This is a genomic window from Pseudomonas sp. RIT411, from assembly GCF_003057735.2.
In the GTDB taxonomy this organism is placed as follows: domain Bacteria; phylum Pseudomonadota; class Gammaproteobacteria; order Pseudomonadales; family Pseudomonadaceae; genus Chryseomonas; species Chryseomonas oryzihabitans.
Map to the genome: position 1 here is coordinate 20,967 of NZ_QBIZ02000001.1, position 22,158 is coordinate 43,124.

20 protein-coding genes are annotated in these 22,158 nt (G+C 67.8%); 8 read left to right on the top strand and 12 right to left on the bottom strand.

The genetic code is table 11. From position 1 onward, the window contains the following. The first annotated feature begins 110 nt into the window (after positions 1-110). Positions 111-1,115 (top strand): type I glyceraldehyde-3-phosphate dehydrogenase, encoded by a 1,005-nt coding sequence (gene gap / locus DBY63_RS00100; protein WP_007158681.1) that lies wholly within the window; start codon positions 111-113, stop codon positions 1,113-1,115. Between the two features lie 631 nt (positions 1,116-1,746). Here the strand turns inward: gap and scpB are convergent. Further along, entirely contained in the window at positions 1,747-2,493 is a 747-nt protein-coding gene (gene scpB / locus DBY63_RS00105) for an SMC-Scp complex subunit ScpB (protein ID WP_108580972.1), read from the bottom strand. Positions 2,494-2,630: 137 nt separating this feature from the next. Here scpB and DBY63_RS00110 point away from each other — a divergent pair, with 137 nt between their 5' ends. After that, positions 2,631-3,617, top strand: a complete 987-nt coding sequence (locus DBY63_RS00110) for a DJ-1/PfpI family protein (RefSeq protein ID WP_007158683.1) — start codon at positions 2,631-2,633, stop codon at positions 3,615-3,617. A gap of 25 nt (positions 3,618-3,642) precedes the next feature. Then, positions 3,643-3,828 carry a DUF1272 domain-containing protein gene (locus DBY63_RS00115; protein WP_256594337.1) on the top strand — a complete coding sequence of 62 codons (186 nt, stop codon included), beginning with the start codon at positions 3,643-3,645 and terminating at the stop codon, positions 3,826-3,828. A 409-nt stretch (positions 3,829-4,237) separates the two neighbouring features. Here DBY63_RS00115 and DBY63_RS00120 read toward each other — a convergent pair whose 3' ends face one another. From DBY63_RS00120 to DBY63_RS00135, 4 genes are all read right to left on the bottom strand, one after another. Continuing rightward, positions 4,238-5,149: a bestrophin family ion channel gene (locus DBY63_RS00120; protein WP_074582849.1), complete on the bottom strand. Its 912-nt coding sequence runs from the start codon at positions 5,147-5,149 to the stop codon at positions 4,238-4,240. Positions 5,150-5,220: 71 nt separating this feature from the next. Continuing rightward, positions 5,221-5,745, bottom strand: a complete 525-nt coding sequence (locus tag DBY63_RS00125; protein ID WP_007158686.1) for a chromate transporter — start codon at positions 5,743-5,745, stop codon at positions 5,221-5,223. Further along, on the bottom strand, positions 5,742-6,293 hold the full coding sequence (locus DBY63_RS00130) for a chromate transporter (RefSeq protein ID WP_027602041.1): 552 nt from the start codon (positions 6,291-6,293) through the stop codon (positions 5,742-5,744). The genes DBY63_RS00125 and DBY63_RS00130 overlap by 4 nt, the downstream gene beginning before the upstream one ends. Positions 6,294-6,306: 13 nt before the next feature. After that, positions 6,307-7,674 carry a gluconate:H+ symporter gene (locus DBY63_RS00135; protein WP_108580974.1) on the bottom strand — a complete coding sequence of 456 codons (1,368 nt, stop codon included), beginning with the start codon at positions 7,672-7,674 and terminating at the stop codon, positions 6,307-6,309. A gap of 184 nt (positions 7,675-7,858) precedes the next feature. Between DBY63_RS00135 and DBY63_RS00140 the strand changes: the two genes are divergently transcribed. Both DBY63_RS00140 and DBY63_RS00145 read left to right on the top strand, forming a co-directional pair. Beyond that, positions 7,859-8,491, top strand: coding sequence for a cyclodeaminase/cyclohydrolase family protein (locus DBY63_RS00140; protein ID WP_027599677.1), 633 nt, complete (start codon positions 7,859-7,861; stop codon positions 8,489-8,491). Between the two features lie 6 nt (positions 8,492-8,497). Then, positions 8,498-9,754 carry a DUF2254 domain-containing protein gene (locus tag DBY63_RS00145; protein ID WP_108580975.1) on the top strand — a complete coding sequence of 419 codons (1,257 nt, stop codon included), beginning with the start codon at positions 8,498-8,500 and terminating at the stop codon, positions 9,752-9,754. Between the two features lie 7 nt (positions 9,755-9,761). Here the strand turns inward: DBY63_RS00145 and DBY63_RS00150 are convergent, their stop codons facing one another. Continuing rightward, positions 9,762-10,700, bottom strand: coding sequence for a cation transporter (locus DBY63_RS00150; protein ID WP_044342573.1), 939 nt, complete (start codon positions 10,698-10,700; stop codon positions 9,762-9,764). A 228-nt stretch (positions 10,701-10,928) separates the two neighbouring features. Here DBY63_RS00150 and DBY63_RS00155 point away from each other — a divergent pair, with 228 nt between their 5' ends. Next, complete coding sequence (locus tag DBY63_RS00155) at positions 10,929-12,635, top strand: amidase (protein WP_108580976.1); 1,707 nt, start codon at positions 10,929-10,931, stop codon at positions 12,633-12,635. A 204-nt stretch (positions 12,636-12,839) separates the two neighbouring features. Continuing rightward, complete coding sequence (locus DBY63_RS00160) at positions 12,840-13,379, top strand: nuclear transport factor 2 family protein (protein ID WP_108580977.1); 540 nt, start codon at positions 12,840-12,842, stop codon at positions 13,377-13,379. A gap of 16 nt (positions 13,380-13,395) precedes the next feature. Here the strand turns inward: DBY63_RS00160 and DBY63_RS00165 are convergent, their stop codons facing one another. Beyond that, positions 13,396-14,007: a TetR/AcrR family transcriptional regulator gene (locus DBY63_RS00165; RefSeq protein WP_108580978.1), complete on the bottom strand. Its 612-nt coding sequence runs from the start codon at positions 14,005-14,007 to the stop codon at positions 13,396-13,398. Positions 14,008-14,180: 173 nt separating this feature from the next. On the opposite strand from DBY63_RS00165, the gene DBY63_RS00170 reads away from it, so the two are divergent. Continuing rightward, positions 14,181-15,326 carry an MFS transporter gene (locus tag DBY63_RS00170; RefSeq protein ID WP_177411420.1) on the top strand — a complete coding sequence of 382 codons (1,146 nt, stop codon included), beginning with the start codon at positions 14,181-14,183 and terminating at the stop codon, positions 15,324-15,326. A 30-nt stretch (positions 15,327-15,356) separates the two neighbouring features. Here the strand turns inward: DBY63_RS00170 and DBY63_RS00175 are convergent, their stop codons facing one another. From DBY63_RS00175 to DBY63_RS00195, 5 genes are all read right to left on the bottom strand, one after another. Beyond that, entirely contained in the window at positions 15,357-16,877 is a 1,521-nt protein-coding gene (locus DBY63_RS00175; RefSeq protein ID WP_256594338.1) for an APC family permease, read from the bottom strand. Positions 16,878-16,956: 79 nt separating this feature from the next. After that, on the bottom strand, positions 16,957-17,703 hold the full coding sequence (locus tag DBY63_RS00180) for a gamma-glutamyl-gamma-aminobutyrate hydrolase family protein (protein ID WP_108580981.1): 747 nt from the start codon (positions 17,701-17,703) through the stop codon (positions 16,957-16,959). 45 nt (positions 17,704-17,748) lie between these two features. Beyond that, the gene (locus DBY63_RS00185) at positions 17,749-19,026 is read right to left on the bottom strand and encodes an FAD-binding oxidoreductase (RefSeq protein WP_108580982.1); all 1,278 of its coding nucleotides are present in this window, start codon (positions 19,024-19,026) and stop codon (positions 17,749-17,751) included. 55 nt (positions 19,027-19,081) lie between these two features. After that, a complete protein-coding gene (locus DBY63_RS00190; RefSeq protein ID WP_108580983.1) occupies positions 19,082-20,575 on the bottom strand; it encodes an aldehyde dehydrogenase in 1,494 nt (497 codons plus the stop codon). Positions 20,576-20,586: 11 nt separating this feature from the next. Then, a complete protein-coding gene (locus DBY63_RS00195) occupies positions 20,587-21,969 on the bottom strand; it encodes a glutamine synthetase family protein (RefSeq protein WP_027599688.1) in 1,383 nt (460 codons plus the stop codon). Positions 21,970-22,158 lie beyond the last annotated feature (189 nt).

Here is a 22,158-nt window from a genome sequence, read left to right on the forward strand (position 1 = left end):
TTGTTGTTATTTAAAACATTCACAGCCAAATTGGCGCTATTATTCCGCTTAGCACGCGTCATGTGTAATGTTTTTTACAACAAAACCCAGCTATCGCGAGGTTTCTCTCAATGAGTATTCGTATTGCCATCAATGGTTTTGGACGCATCGGCCGCAACGTGCTGCGGGCGCTGTATACCGAAGGCTATCGCCAGGACCTGGAGGTCGTCGCGATCAACGACCTGGGCGACGCCGCCATCAATGCGCATCTCCTACAGTATGACAGCGTTCATGACCGCTTCCCTGCCGAGGTGTCCGTCGAGGGCGACAAGCTGGTGGTCAATGGCGATCGCATCGCCGTGACGGCCATCCGCAATCCGGCCGAGCTGCCGTGGAAAGAGATGAAGGTCGACGTGGTGTTCGAGTGCACCGGTCTCTTCACCAACCGCGACAAGGCCGCCGCCCACCTGGAAGCCGGCGCCTCCAAGGTGATCATCTCGGCCCCGGGCAAGGACGTGGACGCCACCATCGTCTATGGCGTCAACGACAACATCCTGCGCCAGTCGCACCAGATCATCTCCAACGCCTCCTGCACCACCAACTGCCTGGCGCCCGTCGCCCAGGTGCTGCAGCGCGAACTGGGCATCGAGAACGGTCTGATGACCACCATCCATGCCTACACCAACGACCAGAACCTGTCGGACGTCTATCACTCCGACCCCTTCCGGGCGCGTTCGGCCACCCAGTCGATGATCCCGACCAAGACCGGTGCCGCCGAGGCCGTGGGCCTGGTACTGCCGGAGCTGCAAGGCAAGTTTAGCGGCATGGCCGTGCGGGTGCCGACCATCAACGTGTCACTGGTCGATCTGACCATCCTGACCGCCAAGGAAACCGACGCCAAGACCATCAACGCCTTCATGAAGGCCGCGGCCGAAGCCTCGCCGGTACTGGGCTACAACGACAAGCCGCTGGTCTCCATCGACTTCAACCACAACCGCCTGTCGTCGATCTTCGACGCCAACCATACCAAGGTGAGCGGCAAGCTGGTGAAGATCATGGCCTGGTACGACAACGAGTGGGGCTTCTCCAACCGTATGCTCGATACCTGCAAAGCGCTGGTCAACGCGCCGGCCTGAGGTCTGTAGGACTCAGCTGAAAAAGCGCCTTCGGGCGCTTTTTTCGTTTTCGGTTGTGGCAAGGTCGGTCCACGGATGCGGCCGCTCCTACGGGGGAGTTCCGAGGATAAGAGCCACTGTCTTTATCGCGGCCATGGGCCGCTCCTACAGCAGCTGGATCTTCTGTAGGAGCGGTCGCTACGGCGCACCGGCATGGCCGCGATACGCATCGGAGCCTGTTCCGGGCAAGCACCCAAGGTGAGCCCTGCCCTCACCCCAACCCTCCCCCAGGGAGAGGGGGCTGTTCGAGCGAGCGGTTGGTCTTCCGCGGCAGGAAAGCACCGTAGCGTGGAAAACGGCGCAGCCTTTTCCGCCTGGGCCTTCATCGTGAAGCGCGCCCTCACCCCAACCCTCTCCCGAGGGAGAGGGGGCTGTTCGAGCGAGCGGTTGGCCTTCCGCGGCCAGGAAAGCACCGTAGCGTGGAAAACGGCGCAGCCTTTTCCGCCTGGGCCCTCATCGTGAAGCGTGCCCTCACCCCAACCCTCTCCCCGAGGGAGAGGGGGCTGTTCGAGCGAGGGGTCTGCTTTCGGCGGGAAAGGGGCGGTTCAGCGTGAAGGTTGGGTTGAGCAACGCGAAGCCCAACGGGCCCGACTCAACCCTGGTCTTCCTCGTCCACCGCCTGCTGCAGATCATCGAAATCGGTCTTGAGGCCGGTTTCCATGGCGTCCAGCTCGGTGAGCAGGGTGCGGAAGCTGGTGCGTTCGGGAAGCACCAGGGTGCCCTCCTCCACTTCTTGCGCATCACCGACGCCCAGGGCCGCCAGGCTCAGTTCGGGGTCTTCCAGCACCGAGGCCGGCTCGGGCTCCAGTTGGCGGACTTCGGCCAGGGGCGGCAGCTGGTTGAGGCTGCGCAAGTCGAAATAGTCGAGAAAGGTCTTGGTGGTGGCGAACATAGCCGGGCGCCCGGGCACGTCGCGATAGCCGACCACGCGGATCCAGTCCCGCTCCAGCAGCGTCTTGACGATCTGGCTGTTGACCGCCACCCCGCGCACCTCCTCGATCTCGCCGCGGGTGATGGGCTGGCGATAGGCGATCAGCGCCAGGGTCTCCAGCATGGCGCGGGAATAGCGCGGCGGGCGCTCTTCCCAGAGCCGTCCGACCCAGGGCGCGTACTTTTCGCGCACCTGCAGACGATAGCCGGAGGCCACTTCCTTGAGTTCGAAGCCGCGCTTGCGGCAGGAGCCGCCGAGCACCGCGAGGCCGGCGCGCAGGTGGGCGGGCTCGGGGCGTTCGTACTCTTCGAAGAGTTCGGCCAGGCGCTCCAGGGTCAGAGGTCGGCCGGCGGCGAGCAGGATGGCTTCCAGCAGCGGCGCCAGTTGCTTGGGATCGGTGTAGTTCATGGGCGGCGATGATAAGGCCGGGCGCGGGTGCCGCCAAATCCAACCTGTCGCAGGATGGCCAGATCCGTGGGGTGTTTGACCTTGTCGCCAGCCTGGCGGCCAGGGCATCCTCGCCAGATCGCTACGGAGAGCCACCTATGCCGCTGATCGCCGCCCTGCTCTATCCCGATGTCATGAGTCTGGACGTCACCGGTCCGCTGCAGGTGTTCGCCTCGGCCAATCTGGAACGGGAGCGCCAGGGGCTGCCCGCCCACTATCAGTTGCGCCTGCTGGGCGCCGCCGAAGGGCTGGTGCGTACCTCCGCCGGGATCGGCATCCAGGCCGAACAGAGCTGGTACGACCTCGACGTGGGCGAGGTGGACACCCTGCTCGTCCCCGGCGGCCTGGGCATCGAGACGCTGCGCCAGGACGCCGGGCTGCTGGCCTGGCTGCGCGACCTGGAACCCCGGGTACGACGACTCGGCTCGGTGTGTTCCGGCGCCCTGCTGCTGGCCAGTGCCGGGCTGCTGGACGGCCGGCGCGCCACCACCCACTGGGCCTATGTCGACGAACTCGCAACCTTTCCGGCCATCGCGGTGCAGGGCGATCGCCTGCATACCTACGATCCCCAGGGACGCGATGGCGATCCCCATGTCTTCACCTCGGCCGGTGTCACCGCCGGCATCGACCTGGCGCTGGCGCTGGTGGAAGCCGATCTCGGGCGCCCTCTGGCCCTGGCGGTGGCGCGCCGGCTGGTGATGTTCCTGCGCCGCCCCGGTGGCCAGGCGCAATTCAGCGCCTGCCTGGCCCCTGACCCGGGGCGGACGCCGCGACTGGCCGCCCTGCTCGACTGGATTCCCGGTCACCTGGGGGAAGACCTGGGTCTTGAGCGCCTGGCCGAACGCGCCCATATGGCGCCGCGCACCCTGTCGCGCCTGTTCAGCCGCGAGGTGGGCATGGGACCGGGGCGCTATGTAGAGCAAGTCCGCCTGGAGACGGCGCGGGTGCTCCTGCAGGACGGCCAGGCCTCCATCGCCACGGTCTCACGCCTGTGCGGCTTCGGCCATCCGGAAAATCTCCGGCGCACCTTTCACAAGCACCTGGCGGTCAGCCCCCAGGACTACGCGGCGCGTTTTGGCGCCTGATCAGGGAGAGACAGTCATGCTGGACATGCGTACCTCGTGTGAACACTGTGCCAAGGCGCTGCCGATGGAGAGCGAAGAGGCGCTGATCTGCTCCTATGAGTGCACCTTTTGCGCAGCGTGCGCCGCAGGACCGTTACAGCAGCGCTGCCCGAATTGCCAGGGGGAGTTGCTCAGGCGACCGCGGCGGGTACCAAAGGACACAATGGACTGAGTCGACGCCAGGAATATCGATAGCCGTAGCGTGGAAAACGGCGCAGCCTTTTGCACTGGGCGTCCGCGGTGAGGCGTGCCCTCACCCCAACCCTCTCCCACGGGGAGAGGGGGCTATTCGTGCAGGCGTTCGGCGTTCGCGGAACCGGTAGGCTCCCGATCGATCGTCAGGCTATTACCGTAGGCGCACTGTAGTGCCCAGTGTCAGCGGTAAGGCGTGCCCTCACCCCAACCCTCTCCCACGGGGAGAGGGGGCTATTCGTGCAGGCGTTCGGCGCTTGCGGAACCGGTAGCTGCCAATCGGTCATCGGGCTATCACCGTGGGCGCACTGTCGTGCCCAGTGTCCGCGGTGAGGCGTGCCCTCACTCCAGCCCTCTCCCACGGGGATAGGGGGCTATCCGCCCTGCCCTCACCGCAACAACCCCGCCTCCGCCCGGATCGGCTCGGGCGTAGGCTCGCCCAGCAGGTCCAGCACGGCGATCTCCAGGCCGCGGCTGAGGGCGTCCAGTGGCAGGTGGTTGGGCTGGGTGCCGAAGGGGTCGGCGATCTGGTCGCCCAGGGCGTCCAGGCCGAAGAAGGTGTAGGCCAGCACCAGCACCGCCAGGGGCGTGAACCAGCCCAGGCTGTCCACCAGGCAGAACGGCAGCAGGAAGCAATAGACGTGCACCACCCGGTGCAGCATCAGGATGTAGGGATAGGGAATGGGCGTCTGGCGGATGCGCTCGCAGCCGCTGAGCACCGCGGTCAGCCGGTCCAGCTGGTGGTCGAGGTTGGCGATCAGCGGATCGCCGAGGCCTTCTTCGCGGGCCCTGGCGACCAGCCGGGTGCCCAGCCGGCGGATCAGCGCGCTAGGTCGGTGCGGTGCCGCGAGCAAAGCATCCTCTCCCACCAACACGTGCTGCAGATCGGCCGACGGCGCTTCACGACGCAGGTGGTCACGCAGGGCATAACCGAAGGCCAGCAGCGGAGTCAGCAGTTGGCGGCGCTCGTTCGAGCTCAGCCCCGGCAGCAGGGTCTCGACCTGGCGCGCCAGGTTGCGCCCGGCGATCAGCAATTCGCCCCACAGACCGCGCGCCTCCCAGAAGCGTTGGTAGGCGGTGGTGTTGCGAAAGCCGAGAAAGATCGCCAGGGTCAGACCCCAGAGGGTCAGCGGCGTGGTGGTCAGGCCGAAGTCGAAGCGCAGGAAGACGTCATGGCTCAGGGTCACCGCCAGGCTCAGCGCCACCACATAGAGCAGCTTGGGCCAAATCGCCTGGACGATGGAGCCGCGCACGGTGAACAGCAGCTCGCGCAGCGAGGGATTCTGGGGACGGGTGATCACAGCGGTGTTCTCGATTGAGGTAAGGACTTCGACGCTATCCGCGTCCGGCAGTGCCTGGGGCCCCTCGCGGTTCAGGGTCCGAACAGCACCCCGACCAGGGCGCCGCCGGCCAGCAGCCACAGCGGATGCCAGCGGGTGAACAGCGAGCCCAGGGCGCCTGCGGCCAGGATCAGCACCCACAGCGGCGCGGTGGCCACGCTGCTGCCCACCAGCCAGGCGCTGGCCGCCACCAGGCCGACGGTGACCGGCACCAGCCCGGCCTGCAGATGCCGCCGCCAGGGGCGATCGGCGAAGCGCTGCCAGAGGTGTAGCACGCCAAGGGTCAGCAGCGAGGACGGCACGAACTTGGCCAGGGAGGTCACCAGCAGCCCGGGCCAGCCGGCCACGTGCCAGCCGATCAGCGGCACGATCATCAGATTGGGACCGGGCGCGGCCTGGGCCAGGGCGAACAGGGCGGCGAAGTCGGCGGCGCTCATCCAGCCGTGCACCGTCACCACCTGGCGCTGCATCTCCGGCAGCACCGAGTTACCGCCGCCAAAGGCCAGCAGCGAAAGCTGGGTGAAGATCAGCGCCAGGGCCAGCAGGGTCGTGCTCATAGGCCCTGCCGATAGCTGAGCAGCACGCTGATGGGGGTGAGCACCAGCATGGTCCAGAGCAGCGGCAGCTTGAGCAGCGCCAGGGCGAGAAAGGCCAGGCAGGCGATGCCCAGGGCCAGCCAGCGACCGCGCAGGGGCTGGACCAGCTTGACGGCCATGGCCACCAGCAGCCCGGCCGCCGCGGCGGCGAGTCCGGCGAAGGCGCGCCCCACCAGCGGATCGTCGTGGTAGCGGTCATAGAGCACGCCCAGGCCGACCACCACCAGGGTCGGCCCCACCAGCAGTCCGGCGGCAGCGGCCAGGGCGCCGCTCCAGCCGGCGAATCTCATGCCCACGGCCACCGAGAGATTGATGATGTTGCCACCCGGCAGGAACTGGCAGAGACCGAGCAACTCGGTGAATTCCTCCGCCGACAGCCAGCGCCGCTTCTCCACCAGGTAGCGCCGCGCCAGCGGCAACACCCCGCCGAAGGCCGTGATACCCAGGCCGAAGAAGCCCAGGAACAGATCGCGGCGGCGCGGGCGGTTCAGGGTGGGAGCGGTCTCCATGGGCACCTCTCAGCTAGAGCCAGAGCGACAACAATAGCGTACCCGCGAGGCCGGTGACGGAAACCAGCGTCTGCAGCACCGACCAGACCCACAGCGTCTGCTTGAGCTCCAGGCCGAAGTATTCGCGCACCATCCAGAAGCCGGCGTCGTTGACGTGGCAGAAGAACACCGAGCCGGCGCCGATGGCCAGGGCGATCAGCGAAGCCTGGGGACCGGCCAGCCCGGCCACTACTGGCGCGAGGATCCCGGCCGTGGTGGTGGTGGCCACCGTCGCCGAACCGGTCGCCTGGCGCAGCGCCACGGCGATCAGCCAGGCCAGCAGGATGTAGGGCAGATGGGCGCCTTCGGCCACCTTGGCCACGGTATGGCTGACGCCGGCGTCGAGCAGTGTCTGCTTGAGGCCGCCACCGGCGCCGATGGTGAGCAGGAGCGCGGCAATGGGCGCCAGGCTCTTGCGCAGCACGCCGCCGACGCGCTCGCGCGGCATGCCGCTGCCCCAGCCGAGCAGCACCGTGGCCGCCAGCACGGCGAGACCCAGGGCGATCAAGGGTTCACCGAGAAACTTCAGCCCCTCCGCCAGACCGCTACGGGGATCCAGGGCGACCTTGGCGAAGGTGCTGCCCAGCATCAGCAGCACCGGCAGCAGGATCACCAGGAGCGACAGGCCGAAACCCGGCTGGCGGGCGTGCTGGTCGCGGGCGCTGAACAGCTCGCCCAGCTCCGCCGGCGGCTGGATGGTCATGCGCCGCGACAGCCAGCCGCCGTACAGCGGCCCGGCCAGGATCACCGCCGGGATGGCGATCGCCAGCCCCAGGAGCATGGTCAGACCGAGGTCCGCGTGCAGCGCCCCGACCGCAATGAGCGGACCAGGATGCGGCGGCAGCAGAGCATGCAGGGTGGTCATGCCCGCCAGCGCCGGAATGGCGATGCGCAGCAGCGGCTGCCCGGAGCGCTGCGCCATGACGAAGATGATGGGCACCATCAGCACCAGGCCCACTTCGAAGAACAGCGGCAGGCCGATGACCATGGCCACCAGCGCCATCACCCACGGCAGGCTGCGGCCCTTGCCCAGCCCCAGCAGGGTACTGGCGATGCGGTCGGCGGCGCCGGACTCGGCCATCAGCGCGCCGAGCATGGAGCCCAGCGCAATGATGATGCCGGCCTCGCCGAGGATGCCACCGGCGCCCTTGCTGAAGGCTTTGGCCACGGCTTCGGCCGGCAAGCCGGCGCCCAGCCCGGCTATGAAGGTGCCGATGAGAATGGACAGGAAGGGGGGCAGACGGGTGACACCGATGAGCAGGACGATGGCCAGGATGGCGGCCAGGCAGCAAGAGATCAGCCGGGTGTCGTGGGCGATCCAGGCGAGCGCAGCAGGATCCACAGGTGACTCCTTGTAACTTATTGTTTCAGGATTACCTTAACCGAACGCCGGCCGAGGTACGACGTAAATCGAAATAAAGCCTGTCGCTTATTGCACTTAGCTTGCGAACCTCAGCCGTTTCGCACGATCCAAACAGCGTTCGGTCGTGACCGAATCCCTTACCCTTTGCTTGCAGGCGGTTGGCATGAACGAAACCTCTACTCTCTGGCAGCAGACCCTCGCCCAGTTCCGCGACGGCACCGGCTCCACCCTGCCCACCCCGGGCAGTGGCGCGGCGGCTACCGTGGCGGCCTGCCTGGGTGTCGCCCTGATCCTCAAGGGCCTCAAGCTCAGCCAGCAGCGCCAACCGGTGACCCGCCACGCCGACCTGATCACCGTCGGCGAGCGCCTGCAGGAAGCCCTGAGCACCTGTGCCGATGCCGATGTGCAGGCTTTCGCCAACTACCTGGAAGCCGATCGCCAGGCCAGCGGCGCCAGTGCCGAGGGCGAACGCCGCCAGCAGGCGCTCAATCTGGCCGCGGCCAATGCCGTGCAGATCCCCATCGCCACCGCCCAGCTATGCCTGGAGGCCCTGGACCTGGCCGTCACGGCCACGCCGCTCACCGTCGAGCCGCTGCGCAGCGACACCCTGGCCGGTGGCCGCCTGGTCCATGGTGCCCTAGGCGCGGTGCTCACCACCGTGGACGCCGACCGCAATGGCCTGAAATCCGGCGACGCCCGCGAAGCCGCCCGGCAGATGCGCGACAAGCTCCAGCAGCAGGCCGACCAGCGTCTCGCCCAGCTGAGCGCCACCCCCGTACCGCCGGCCATGGGCTGACGCGCGGTGCTGGCCCGCCTGGGCTGGGTCCTGCGCGGACTGCAGCGACGCCTGTGGTTTCGCGCCACCCTGTTCTCGGTCGCCGGGGTGGCGACCGCCCTCCTCGCCCTGCTCCTGCGCGACCATATCCCGACCTCGCTGCCGGCCAAGGTCGGCGCCGATGCGGTCGACAAGATCCTCACCATCATCGCCAGCAGCATGCTGGCGGTGACCACCTTTTCCCTCAGCACCATGGTGACGGCCTACAACGCCGCCGCCAGCAGCGTGACGCCCCGTGCCTATCCGCTGCTCCTGGAAGACAGCACCACCCAGAACGCCCTGGCCACCTTTCTCGGCTCCTTCCTGTTCAGCCTGGTCGGCATCATCGCCCTGAGCACCGGGCTCTACGGCGACAACGGCCGGGTGGTGCTCTTCGCCGTGACCCTGGTGGTGATCCTGCTGATCGTCTTTACCCTGCTGCGCTGGATCGACCATCTCTCGCGACTGGGCCAACTGGATGCCACCAGCGACAGCATCGAGGACGCCGCCAGACACAGTCTGCAGCGCTGGCTGGCCCAGCCCTACCTGGGCGGGGTGGCGGCGCCCGTCGATGAGCCCGCCAGCGGCCGCCCGGTCATGGCCGATCGCACCGGCTATCTGCAACGGGTGGACATGCCACTGCTGGCCGACCTCTGCGGTGACCAGGGTCGCCTGCGCCTGGCCGCCCTGCCCGGCGCCTTTCTCGATCCGGCGCAGCCGCTGCTCTGGGTCGAGGGCCTGCCACCGGAAAAGGACCAGCGTCTGCGCACCGCCTTCACCCTGGATGCCCGGCGGGTACACGACCAGGATCCGCGCTTCGGCCTGACGGTGCTCGGCGAGATCGCCACCGGGGCGCTGGTGCCCTCGCGCAGCGACTCGGGCACCGCCATCGCCATCCTCGGTCGCGCGCAACGGCTGCTGACGGCGCTCACCGAACCGCGGGATGCGGTCGAGCCCCGCTATCCGCGGATCGAGGTGCCGGAGCTGTCGCTGGATGACCTGTTCGACGACTTCTTCCTGCCGGTGGGTCGCGATGCGGCGCCGCTGGTGGAAGTGGGCATGCGGCTGCAGAAAGCCCTGGCGCGCCTGGCGGTCCAGGGCGATGCCCGGATCAGGCGCGAGTGCCTGCGCCATTCGCGCCTGGCGCTGGCCCGCGCCGAGGCCACCCTTGGCCAGGCCGAGGACCGCGTCATCCTCCAGCAGCTGGCCGCGGACGTCGAACGCCTCTGCACGGCGCGCCAGTAGTGCAGCGCTAGCGCGACCAGGCCGGATCGGTGGTGAAGGCGATGGTCAGCCAGCGGTCCGGCCCCTCGCCGCCGATGGCCTCGCCGATCTGGTCGCGGATGGCGTCCCATTCGTCCAGGGTCTTGGCCGGCCACCCCAGGGGCACGATGAAGTACAGCTCGATCTGCCGCGCCCGGCCGACCTTGGCCACATAGGCGCGATAGTCGAGAAAGCCGAAGCGCGTGACCATGCCCCGGGCGACTTCATCGACCTGCCGCTTGAGCTCCGGCGGGGTCACCATGAGGATCTCCCTGACGGCCTGCCAGACCAGCCTGAGCGGTATGGGGATGATCAGCACGCAGATGATCGACAGCACCAGGGGATCGATGTAGGGCGTGATCCAGGCATAGACCGTGCCCTGGGCCAGCGCGCCGATCAGGAAGGCCACCACCAGGGCAGCCGAGATGCTGCCCGACATGATCCAGCTCTTGATGTCGAGCCTGAGGAAGTCCGACTGGATGTCGCGGTTCAACCGGTGCACCAGGGCGGCGAATCCAAAGCAACTCAAGGCCGCGACCAGCGCATAGAGCAGCGCCATGCCGAATGCCAGTGCCTTGCCGCCACTCATCAGGCTGATGATCGAGTTGACCAGCGCGTAACAGGCCACGATGCACAGCACGCTGCCGTTGAGCGCCAGGACCATGGGTTCGAGGTGCCAGAAACCCATGTTGAAGCGCTCGGCCAACCGCCGATCGCCCTCCGGTTCCTGCGCATGCCGGTGGATCAGCATGGCCACCAGCAGCGCCACGCCGCTCATGAAGGCGTCGGTCAGCGAATAGAAGCCGTCGAAGACGATGGCATAGGAACCGGACAGCACCCCGAAGGCGATACCCACGGCCGCCAGCAGCACCGTGACGGCAATGGAAAAGCGCAGCACCCTGCGCTCGTTGCTCAGCCATTTCAGCATGATCGACTCCGGCCACGGGATCGCCTCCCGGCGTGGCCAACGGGTTGAGTTAACGCCAAGCATAGAGGTCGACAGCTCAACCTGCATGGGCGGTCCGGCAAGGCTTCCATGCGCGGACGCAATCAAAAGGCGGTGGGCTTCGGGTGTACACTGCAGCGGTGCTTTTTTCTCCCGGGATCTCTGGCAGCCGCCTCTCCCGTACCGTGGAATCCTCAACGGCGACCCACCATGATCGAAGTTACCGAACGCTCCATCGCCGAGTTGCGTCGCGCACTCGAAACCGGCCAGACCACTGCGGTGCAACTGGTCGAGGCCTACCTGGCCCGGATCGACGCCTACGATCCACCCAGCAGCGCCACCGCGCTCAATGCCGTGGTGGTGCGCAATCCCGAGGCCCTGGCCGAAGCCGCTGCGTCCGATCGCCGGCGCGCCCGCGGTGAGACCCTCGGGCCGCTGGACGGCATCCCCTACACGGCCAAGGACAGCTACCTGGTCAAGGGCCTCACCGCCGCCTCCGGCAGCCCGGCCTTCAAGGACCTGGTCGCCCAGCGCGACGCCTTCACCGTCGAGCGGCTGCGCGCCGCCGGCGCCATCTGCCTGGGCAAGACCAACATGCCGCCCATGGCCAACGGCGGCATGCAGCGCGGCGTCTATGGCCGCGCCGAAAGCCCCTACAACGCCGGCTACCTGACCGCGCCCTTCGCCTCCGGCTCTTCCAATGGCGCCGGCACCGCCACCGCAGCCAGCTTCGCCGCCTTCGGTCTGGCGGAGGAAACCTGGTCCAGCGGCCGCGGCCCGGCGTCCAACAATGGCCTGTGCGCCTACACCCCCTCGCGCGGAATCATCTCGGTGCGCGGCAACTGGCCCCTGACGCCGACCATGGACGTGGTGGTGCCCTATACCCGCACCATGGCCGATCTGCTGGAAGTGCTCGACGTGGTGGTGGCCGACGATCCCGATACCTCCGGCGACCTCTGGCGCCTGCAACCCTGGGTGCCGCTGCCGCTGGCCTCGACGGTACGTCCAGCGTCCTACCCGGCCCTGGCCACCGGTCCCAATGCTCTGGCCGGCAAGCGCCTGGGCGTGCCGCGCATGTTCATCAACCAGGATCCGGACGCCGGAACCAGCGAGAATCCCGGCATCGGCGGTCCCACCGGCCAGCGCATCCAGACCCGCGACTCGGTGATCGCCCTCTGGGAACAGGCCCGCGCGGCGCTGGAAGCCGCCGGCGCCAGCGTGATCGAGGTGGACTTCCCGCTGGTCTCCAATTGCGAAGGCGACCGCCCCGGCGCACCCACGGTGTTCAACCGCGGCATCGTCTCCCGGGAATTTCTCCATGACGAACTCTGGGACCTGTCCGCCTGGGGCTTCGACACCTTCCTGCGCGACAACAACGATCCCAGGCTCAATCGCCTGGTGGACGTCGACGGCGAGCTGATCTTTCCCCACGAGCCCGGCACCCTGCCCAATCGGGAAGGCGACCTGGCCGCCGGCATGGCCGAATACGTGCGCATGGCCGAGCGGGGGCTCAAGACCCTGGAGCAGATCACCACCCTCCCCGACGGCCTGCGCGGCCTGGAACGGACGCGCAAACTGGATCTGGAAGACTGGCTCGAGGCCCAGGGCCTGGACGCGGTGCTCTTTCCCACCGTGGCCGACGTGGCCCCGGCGGATGCCGAGATCAATCCCGCTTCGGCCGACATCGCCTGGAGCAACGGCGTCTGGGTCGCCAACGGCAACCTCGCCATCCGCCACCTGGGCGTGCCGACCGTGACCGTGCCCATGGGCGTGATGGCCGACATCGGCATGCCGGTGGGCCTGACCTTCGCCGGTCGCGCCTATGACGACGCCAACCTGCTGCGCCTGGCCGCCGCCTATGAGGCGACCGGCTCCAAGCGCCAGATACCGCCGCGGACGCCGCCGTTGGTGGGTTGAGACAGAAGGCGTGGACGCTGGCCGCCAGGCTTCACCCGACGGCCGGAATCGGAGGGTGACCCTGGCGTCAAGGCGCGCTAACCGGAGTGTCCAGCCCCGGGCCGGTTATGCGGACGCCGTCAGCGGCCTAAGGTGGGTTCCAGGCAGGTGCCGTTTGCCGGCGCCGCTGCCCACCTCCACTCCGTCCTGCACGAGGCTACCGCCATGAATCCAGCCAAACGTCTGACCGGAAGCGCGCTGCTGGCGCTCGCCCTTTTGAGTGTTCTCTGGAGCGGCGGCGCAGCCGCCGAATCCACCGCTGAACGCAACCAACGCCTGGTCGAACGGGCCTTCGCGAACTGGAGCGCGGGCCGCGGCAGTCTGTTCGACGACCTGCTCTCGCCCACGGTGGTCTGGACCATCCGGGGCAGCGGTCCGGCAGCGGGCACCTACCATGGCCGCGAGGATTTTCTGCAACGCGCCGTACGCCCCTTCGCGCAGCGCCTGGCCACGCCCATCGTGCCCCGGGTCGAGGGCATCTGGGCACGCGAGGATCAGGTCGTGGTGCGCTGGATGGGCACGGCCACCGCGCGCGATGGCGCGCCCTATCGCAACGAATACGTGTGGATCTTCAGGATGAACGGGGCACGGGCGACCCAGGTCGAGGCCTTTCTCGATCTCGTCCCCTACCAGGACGTCATCGACCGCATAGCCCTGGCAGCCCCCTCGCCCGCCATGCCCAGCGCAGAACGGCAGGCGCCCTGACGCCACCCCCGTGCGATCACGGCCGATGAGCGTCCCAGAGCGTCAGCGCCAGGGTGATGGCGCCCTCGATCACGGGCAACGCCACGCCATCCCGCGCCATGGGTGAAATGCCCAGCAGCAAGCCTTCGAACAGCGTCGCCAGGACAGGCGCTTCGGTGCCCGCCGCGAGATCGCCACGGTCGATACCGCGCCTGACGCAGGCCAGCAGACCGGCGCGGATCCGGGCACGGGCCTCGCGCAGGGGCAGCGGAATGCTGGAGTCTTCATCCGCATAGGAGCCCAGGGTGCCGAGCGCCACCAGGCAGCCCTTGGGCAGGCGCTCGTCGCACTGCATCCGCGCCGAGCGAGACAGGGCCGAGGCAATCGCCTCCCGCGGGGCCAGGGTCTCGTCGAACAGCGGATCGTTCACCCGGCCATGGGTCTCCATGTAGCGGGCGACTACCTCCTTGAACAGCGCCTCCTTCGAACCAAAGGCCGCATAGAAGCTGGGCGCGGTGATGCCGCCGCCGATCGCCGCCTTGAGCCGACTCAGGGAGGTCGCCTCATAGCCATAGCGCCAGAACAGCAGCATCGCGTCATCGATTGCCTGGGTGCGGTCGAAGGACCGCGGACGCCCCACCTGAGCCACAGCCGTACTCCTCGTCAAAATCGATTTTTATACTAGACGATACAGAATTCATTGACCAGCCGGAGGACCTGCTGCTTAGATATATACCGATCGATACATATCTAAGGAGCCTAGCCGTGACCGCGACCCCCAACCCTGAACGCCTGCCAGTGGCCGCGCTGCTGGCGCTGGCGATGACCGGCTTCATCTGCATCATGACCGAGACCCTGCCCGCCGGCCTGCTCCCCGGGATCGCCCAGGGACTCCAGGTCTCCAATGCCCTGGCCGGGCAGACGGTGACCGCCTATGCCGCCGGCTCGCTGACTGCCGCCATTCCCCTCACCCTGGCGACGGCGCGCTGGCGGCGCCGCCGGGTGCTGCTGGCGACCATCCTGGGCTTTCTGCTGTTCAACACCCTCACCGCGCTCTCCTCCAGCTATCCGCTGACCCTGGTCGCCCGCTTCGCCGCCGGGGCCGCGGCCGGCCTCGCCTGGAGTCTGCTGGCCGGCTATGCCCGGCGCCTGGTAGTGCCGCGCCTGCAAGGGCGGGCGATGGCCATCGCCATGCTCGGCACGCCGGTCGCCCTGTCGCTGGGCGTACCCCTGGGGACCTGGCTGGGCGGGCTGCTGGGCTGGCGGCTGGCCTTTGCCTGCATGTCCGCCCTCACCCTCGGCCTGATCGTCTGGGTGCTGGCCAAGGTGCCCGACTATCCGGGGCAGACCGAGGGGCAGCGCCTGCCGCTGCGCCAGGTGTTCGCCACGCCCGGCATTCGCGCCATCCTCGGCGTGGTCTTTACCTGGATGCTGGCGCACAACCTGCTCTACACCTATATCGCCCCCTTCGTCGCCCAGGCCGGGCTGGGCGACCAGGTCGACCGGGTGCTGCTGACCTTCGGGGCGGCGTCACTGGCGGGGATCTGGATCACCGGGCGGATCGTCGACCACAGCCTGCGGCGGGCGGTGCTGCTGAGTCTCCTCGGCTTCGCCGCGATCGCGCTGCTGCTGGGGCTCAACCCTGACTCGGCGCCGCTGCAGTACCTGGGCGTCTTTGGCTGGGGCCTGACCTTTGGCGGTGCGGCCACCCTGCTGCAGACCGCCCTGGCGGATACCGCGGGGAGTGGCGCCGATGCTGCTCTGGCGATGAACGTGGTGACCTGGAACAGCGCCATCGCCGGGGGCGGCATCCTCGGCGGCCTGTTGCTGGACGGCATCGGCCCCCAGGCGCTGAGCTGGGCGGTGGTGGCGCTGTCCCTTAGCGCCCTGGCCATCGCCGCCACTGCCCGGCGCCACGGCTTTCCCGCCGGCACCCGGGCGAGCGGCTCAGCGGTCATGGGTCACTGACCCCGGGGTGCGGGCGCCCTGCCCGCCTCTTCAGCCCTGGTGCGGCTGTGCCTCCAGGGTCTCGCCCTGGAAGAACGCCGGCGCGCGCCAGCGGGCGAACAGCATCAGCACCAGGCCCAGTGCCAGGATCGTCACGGCGATGATGAACACCAGGCCGATGCCGCCGAGGTGGGAGCCGCTGCCGAAGTCCGGCGAGAGGCTGGCGATGGCGGTCTGCCAGAAGATCACCGAGAGGATGATGGCGCCCAGCAACGGGCAGAGGCCACGCAGCAGCGCATGGCGCAGGTTGTCGAACAGGCTGCGGCGGAAGTACCAGACGCAGGCGTAGGCGGTCAGCGAGTAGTAGAAGCAGATCATCATGCCCAGGGCGGTGATGGTGTCCGCGAGGACGTTGTCGCTCAGGGTGCGCATGACCACATAGAAGCCGCCGGTGGCGATGCCCGCGGCGATGGTGGCATAGCGCGGCGTGCGCGATCTCGGGCAGATGTGGGCGAAACGCCGCGACACCGCGCCGTAGTACCCCATCGCCAGCAGGGTGCGTGCCGGGGAGATGAAGGTGGACTGCAGCGAGGCGGCGGTACTGGCGAGCACTGCGATAGACATCAGGATCGCCAGCGGCCCCATTACCGGACCGGCCAGGTGGGCGAAGACGTTTTCCTGGATCTCCGGATTGCCCAGGCCCAGGCCGGCTTCGCTGATGCCAGCGAACTGCAGGGTCGCCGCCGCGGTAAAGAGGTACAGCAGCAGGATCAGCAGCACCGTGACCGTGGCCGCCCGCCCCGGCACCTTCTGGCTGCCCACCGATTCCTCGCTCACCGTGAGGCAGACATCCCAGCCCCAGAAGATGAAGATCGACAGCGACAGACCCGCGGCGAAGGCGGAAAAGGACTCGACATTGAAGGGATTGAACCACTCCGGGTGGAAGACCACCGGCGCCGCCTCGGGCGCGGCATTGAAGGCCGCCAGGGAAAAGCCGATCAGTACCAGCAGCTGCAGGGCCACCAGACCGTACTGGACGCTCATGGTCAGGCCGATGCCGCGACAGCTGATCCAGACCGCGATGGCGATGAAGACGCAACAGGTGACGACGTTCACCAGCAGGTGCTGCGACAGCGCCGCCAACTCGGCCCGGCCGCTCAGCTGGGCGAGGAACAGGTAGAAGAAGTCCACCGCCACCCCGGCGAGGTTGGACAGCACGATGGTGGTGGCCGTGACCAGGCCCCAGCCGCCGATCCAGCCGATCATGGGACCGAAGGCGCGGGTCGACCAGGTAAAGGAGGTGCCGCTGTCCGGATCAACCGCGTTCAGCTCGCGATACCCCAGGGCCACCAGCAGCATCGGCAGGAAGCCGACGATGAAGACCGCGGGCAGATAGACGCCCACCTCGCGCACGGTGGGGCCCAGGGCGCCGGTCAGGGTGTAGACGGGGGCGATGGTGGAGATGCCCAGCACCACGCAGGCGAGCAGCCCGAGGGAGCCGGCGGCCAGGCCCTTGGCGGACGGATCGGCCAGGGCGGCCGGCCCGGCGGTGTCCGAGCCGCCAGTCGGCATGCCCCTGCGCTGTTCAGTCATAGGTCTCTGTCCTGCTGTTGGTCTTGTTATTCAGAGTGCGGCGTGTGCGGCAAGGTGCCTAGCGCGCGGCCGCATGGCGCTGGCAGGCGTAGCGGAACGCGTCCAGCAGCGCCAGGGATTCGGGGTTGTCGCGGAAATTCCACTCGGGATGCCACTGCACCCCGACGACGAAGCCCGGAGCATTGGCCAGGGATACCCCTTCCACCAGCCCATCCGGCGCCTGGGCCTCGATGCGCAGCCCGGGCGCCAGGCGCGCGATACCCTGGCTGTGCAGCGAATTCACCTGGAAGCTGGCCGGCAGGCCGAGGCGCTCGAACACCCCCCCAGGCGGCACGGTGACCGGGTGCGTGGGCGCGTACTGCTCGGCGAGCAGCTCGCTCTGGGGCTCGCGGTGATCGGCATGCCCAGGCAGTTCCTGGACGCGCTGGTGCAGGCTGCCACCCAGGGCCACGTTCAGCTCCTGAAAGCCGCGGCAGATGCAAAACACCGGAATGCCGCGGTCGATGGCCAGGCGCAGCAGCGGCAGGGTGTAGGCGTCGCGCGCGGCATCATGGTGGGTGCCGGCGAGACTTGCCGGTCCCTGGTAGTGATGGGGCTCGACATTGGATGGCGAGCCGGTGAACAGCAGGCCGTCAAGGTGCGCCAGCAGCGCCTGCGGATCGCTCGGCACGCTGCGCGCCGGCAGCACCACCGGCACGCCGGCATGACCCGCCGCCTCGACGTACTTGTCGCCGACGGTATGGGAATCGTATTTGCCGAGCGTCTGCCGGCACGCCGTCACGCCGATCAGGGGCATAGGGGACATGGCTTATCTCCAGAGTGCCCGCCGGTACGCGGCGGGCGGACAGGGTCAGATACCGAGGCGATCGCGCAACTGGTAGTAGGTCGCGCCCAGAGCGGTGAAGGGCACGCGCAGGAGTTGCCCGCCCGGGAAGGGATAGTGCGGCAGGCCGGCGAAGGCATCGAAGCGCTCGGCCTGGCCGCGCAGGGCCTCGGCCAGTACCTTGCCGGCCAGGTGGGTGTAGGTGACGCCGTGACCGCTGCAGCCCTGGGAGTAGTAGATGTTGTCGCCGAGGCGGCCCACCTGGGGCAGGCGCGACAGCGTCAGGAGGAAGTTGCCGGTCCAGGTGAAATCGATCTTCACGCCCTTGAGTTGCGGAAAGGTCTGCAGCATCTTCGGCCGGATGATGGCCTCGATGTCCGCCGGATCCCGCGCGCCATAGACCACGCCCCCGCCGTAGATCAGCCGGCGATCGGCGCTGAGGCGGAAGTAGTCGAGCAGGTAGTTGCAGTCCTCGACGCAATGGTCCTGGGGCAGCAGGCTGCGCGCCAGCTCCTCGGACAGCGGCTCGGTGGTGAGCACCTGGGTGCCGCAGGGCATGGACTTGGCGGCCAGTTCCGGCACCAGCCCGCCCAGGTAGGCGTTGCCGGCGACCACCACGAAGCGCGCCTTCACCTGACCCTGAGCGGTGTGCACCACGGGGTTGGCACCGCGGTCGATGCGGGTGGCCGCGCTCTGCTCGTAGATCTTGCCGCCCAGGGACGCCACGGCCGCCGCCTCGCCCAGGGCCAGGTTGAGCGGGTGGATATGGCCGCCGCTCATGTCCAGCAGGCCACCCAGGTAGCGATCGGTGCCGACCACCTTGCCGATGCCGGCCTTGTCGAGCAGCTGCAGCTGGGTATGGCCGTAGCGCTCCCAAAGTTTCTGCTGGGCTTCCAGGTGACCGAGCTGCTTGCCGGTCAGGGCGGCGAAGACGCCACCGTCCTTGAGATCGCACTGGATGTCGTAGCGGGCGACGCGCTCGCGGATGATGCGGTTACCTTCGAAGGCCATCTCGCCCAGCAGTTGCGCCTGCCTGGGTGGCAGCTGGCGCTCGATGGTATCGATGTCGCGGCTGTAGCTGTTGACGATCTGGCCGCCATTGCGCCCGGAGGCGCCGAAGCCGACCCGCGCCGCTTCCAGCACCGTCACGCTGAAGCCGTGCTCCAGCAGGAACAGCGCGGTGGAAAGCCCGGTGTAACCGGCGCCGATGACGCAGACGTCGCTGTCGACACTGCCCTGGAGCACCGGGTATTCGGTGTGGATGTTGCGCGAAGCCGCGTAGTAACTGCCGACGTGTTGTTGCATGGTGAAATTCCTCTGCCTGCGGCTCCGGCGCGAACGCCCGGGCCGCCGCGCCTGTTCAGAGCTTGATCCAGGTCGCCTTGAGTTCGGTGTATTTGTCGAAGGCGTGCAGCGACTTGTCGCGTCCGTTGCCGGACTGCTTGAAGCCGCCGAAGGGCGCCGTCATGTCGCCGCCATCATACTGGTTGACCCAGACACTGCCCGCACGCAAGGCGCGGGCCACGCGATGAGCGCGGGAGAGGTCGCTCGTCCAGACGGCGGCGGCCAGGCCATAGGGGGTGTCATTGGCGATGCGCACGGCCTCCGCTTCGCCATCGAAGTCGATCACCGCCAGCACCGGGCCGAAGATCTCTTCCCGAGCGATGCGCATGGCGTTGTCCACGCCTTCGAAGATAGTCGGCGTGACGTAGCTGCCACCGGTTTCGCTCAGGGCCCGCTCGCCGCCGCTCACCAGTCGCGCCCCCTCGGCGCGGCCGGCCTCGATGAACTCCAGCACGGTGCGCAGATGGCCCTCGTCCACCAGGGCGCCGACGCGGGTATCGGGATTCAGGGCATGGCCGGGCGTCCACGCCTGCAGCGCCTCCGCCACCAGGGCCAGAAAATGCGCCTTGATCGAGCGCTCGACCAGCAGCCGCGAGCCGGCGATGCACACCTCGCCCTGGTTGAAGGCGATGGCTGCCGCGGCTGCCTCGGCCGCGGCCCTGAGGTCCGGGGCGTCGGCGAAGACGATGTTGGGGCTCTTGCCACCCGCCTCCAGCCAGACCCGCTTCATGTTCGACTCGCCGGCATAGACTAGCAGCTGCTTGGCGATGCGGGTGGAACCGGTGAAGACCAGGGTGTCGACGTCCGGGTGCAGCGCCAGCGCCTGGCCGACGGTGTGGCCGTAGCCGGGCAACACGTTGAACACGCCCGCCGGGATGCCGGCCTCCAGCGCCAGGGCAGCGATGCGAATGGCGGTCAGCGGCGACTTCTCGGACGGCTTGAGGATCACCGAGTTGCCGGTGGCCAGCGCCGGCCCCAGTTTCCAGCAGGCCATCATCAGCGGGAAGTTCCAGGGCACGATGGCCGCGACCATCCCGACCGGTTCGCGGGTCACCAGACCGAGCTGGTCGCGCGGCGTGGGCGCCACCTCGTCGTAGACCTTGTCGATGGCCTCGGCGCTCCAGCGGATGGCATTGGCCGCCGCCGGCACGTCGATGGCGAGCGAATCGCTGATCGGCTTGCCCATGTCCAGGGTTTCCAGCAGGGCCAGCTCCTCGGCATGGGCCAGCAAGAGATCGGCGAAAGCGATCAGCACCCGCTTGCGCTGCGCCGGTGCCCGATGGGCCCAGTCGCCTCGCGCGAAGCTCGCCCGCGCAGCCTGCACGGCGAGCTCGGCATCCTCGGCCATGCAACTGGCCACCCGGGCCAGCGGGCGACCATCCACCGGACTCAGGTCGGCGAAGGTCGCGCCGCCCTGGGCGGCCTGGTAGCGGCCGTCGATGAAGGCACGGGCTTCGATGGTCAACGCCTGGGCACGCTGCTCCCAGTCCTGTTGCGTCAGCACGGTCATGATCAGGCCTCCTAGACGGTGTGCAGGTACCAGTTGTATTCGAGGTCGGAGATGGTCGTCTCGAACTCCTCCAGCTCGGCTTCCTTGCAGGCGACGAAGATGTCGATGTACTCGGGGCTGATGTACTGGTTCATCACCGCGCTGTCGTCCAGCCGGCGCAAGGCGTCGCGCAGGTTGTTGGGCAGGCTCTGTTCGAGCTGCTCATAGGAGTTGCCACTGACCGGGGCGCAGGGCTCCAGGCGCTGGGTCATGCCGTGGTGAATGCCGGCGAGGATCGAGGCCATCATCAGATAGGGATTGGCATCGGCCCCGGCGACCCGGTGTTCGATGCGGATCGCCTCGCTGCTGCCGGTGGGCACGCGCACCGCCACGGTACGGTTGTCCAGACCCCAGCTCGGCGCATTGGGCACATAGAACTGGGCGCCGAAGCGGCGATAGGAGTTGACGTTCGGGCAGAGGAAGGCCATCGACGCCGGCAGGGTTTCGAGGATGCCGGCGATGGCATGGCGCAGCGGCGCATGGTGCTCGGGATCGTCGGTGGCAAAGATGTTCTGCCCGGTCTGCTTGTCCAGCAGCGAAATGTGCACGTGCAGGCCGTTGCCCGCCTGGCCGGGATAGGGCTTGGCCATGAAGGTGGAATCCATCTCATGGTCGTAGGCGATGTTCTTGATCAGCCGCTTGAGCAGCACCGCGTAGTCGCAGGCCTTGATGGCGTCTTCGACGTGATGCAGGTTGACCTCGAATTGCGCCGGCGCGGATTCCTTGACGATGGCATCGGCCGGCAGCCCCTGCTCCTTGGCGCCTTCCAGCATGTCCTGCAGGCAATCCACGTATTCGTCCAGGTCGTCGATCAGATAGACCTGGGTGGAGACCGGTCGCTTGCCGGAGATCGGCGAGCGCGGCGGTTGCGGCCGGCCGTTCACGTTCTCCTGGTCGATCAGATAGAACTCCAGTTCGAAGGCGGCGCAGATGGTCAGCCCCAGGTCGTCGAACTTCTTCACCACCCGGCGCAGCACCTCGCGCGGATCGGCGAAGAACGGCGAGCCGTCCTGTTCGTGCATGGTCATCAGCAGTTGCGCGGTCGGGCGCTTCTGCCAGGGTTCGTAGCTCAGGGTGCCGGGAATCGGAAAGCAGGTGCGGTCGGCGTCGCCGATGTGCAGGCCCAGACCGGTGCTTTCCACCGTGGAGCCGTTGATGTCCAGGGCGAACAGCGAGGCCGGCAGATTGATGCCGCGCTCATAGACCTTGGAGAGACTGGCCCGCTCGACGCGCTTGCCCCGGATGACGCCGTTCATGTCGGTGATCAACAGATCGACGTACTGGATCTCGGGGTGCTCCTTGAGAAAGCCGTTGGCTTCGGTGAGCTGGACGACGCGGGGGGATATCGAATTCATGGGAGGCATCCTTGACGCTGGCCCGCTTCGTTGTGCTTGCTCGTGCGGGTCTGGCAGCGTGGCTGTGGGCGGTGGTTGCTGCAGGCGCCGACCCTGTCTGCAAGGTCCGCCCTTCCACCTGATTGCCCTTGGGGGGCCGGGCCAGTATAAATTGGCATGAGCGCAACCCATATCGGCGAATCGGCAAAG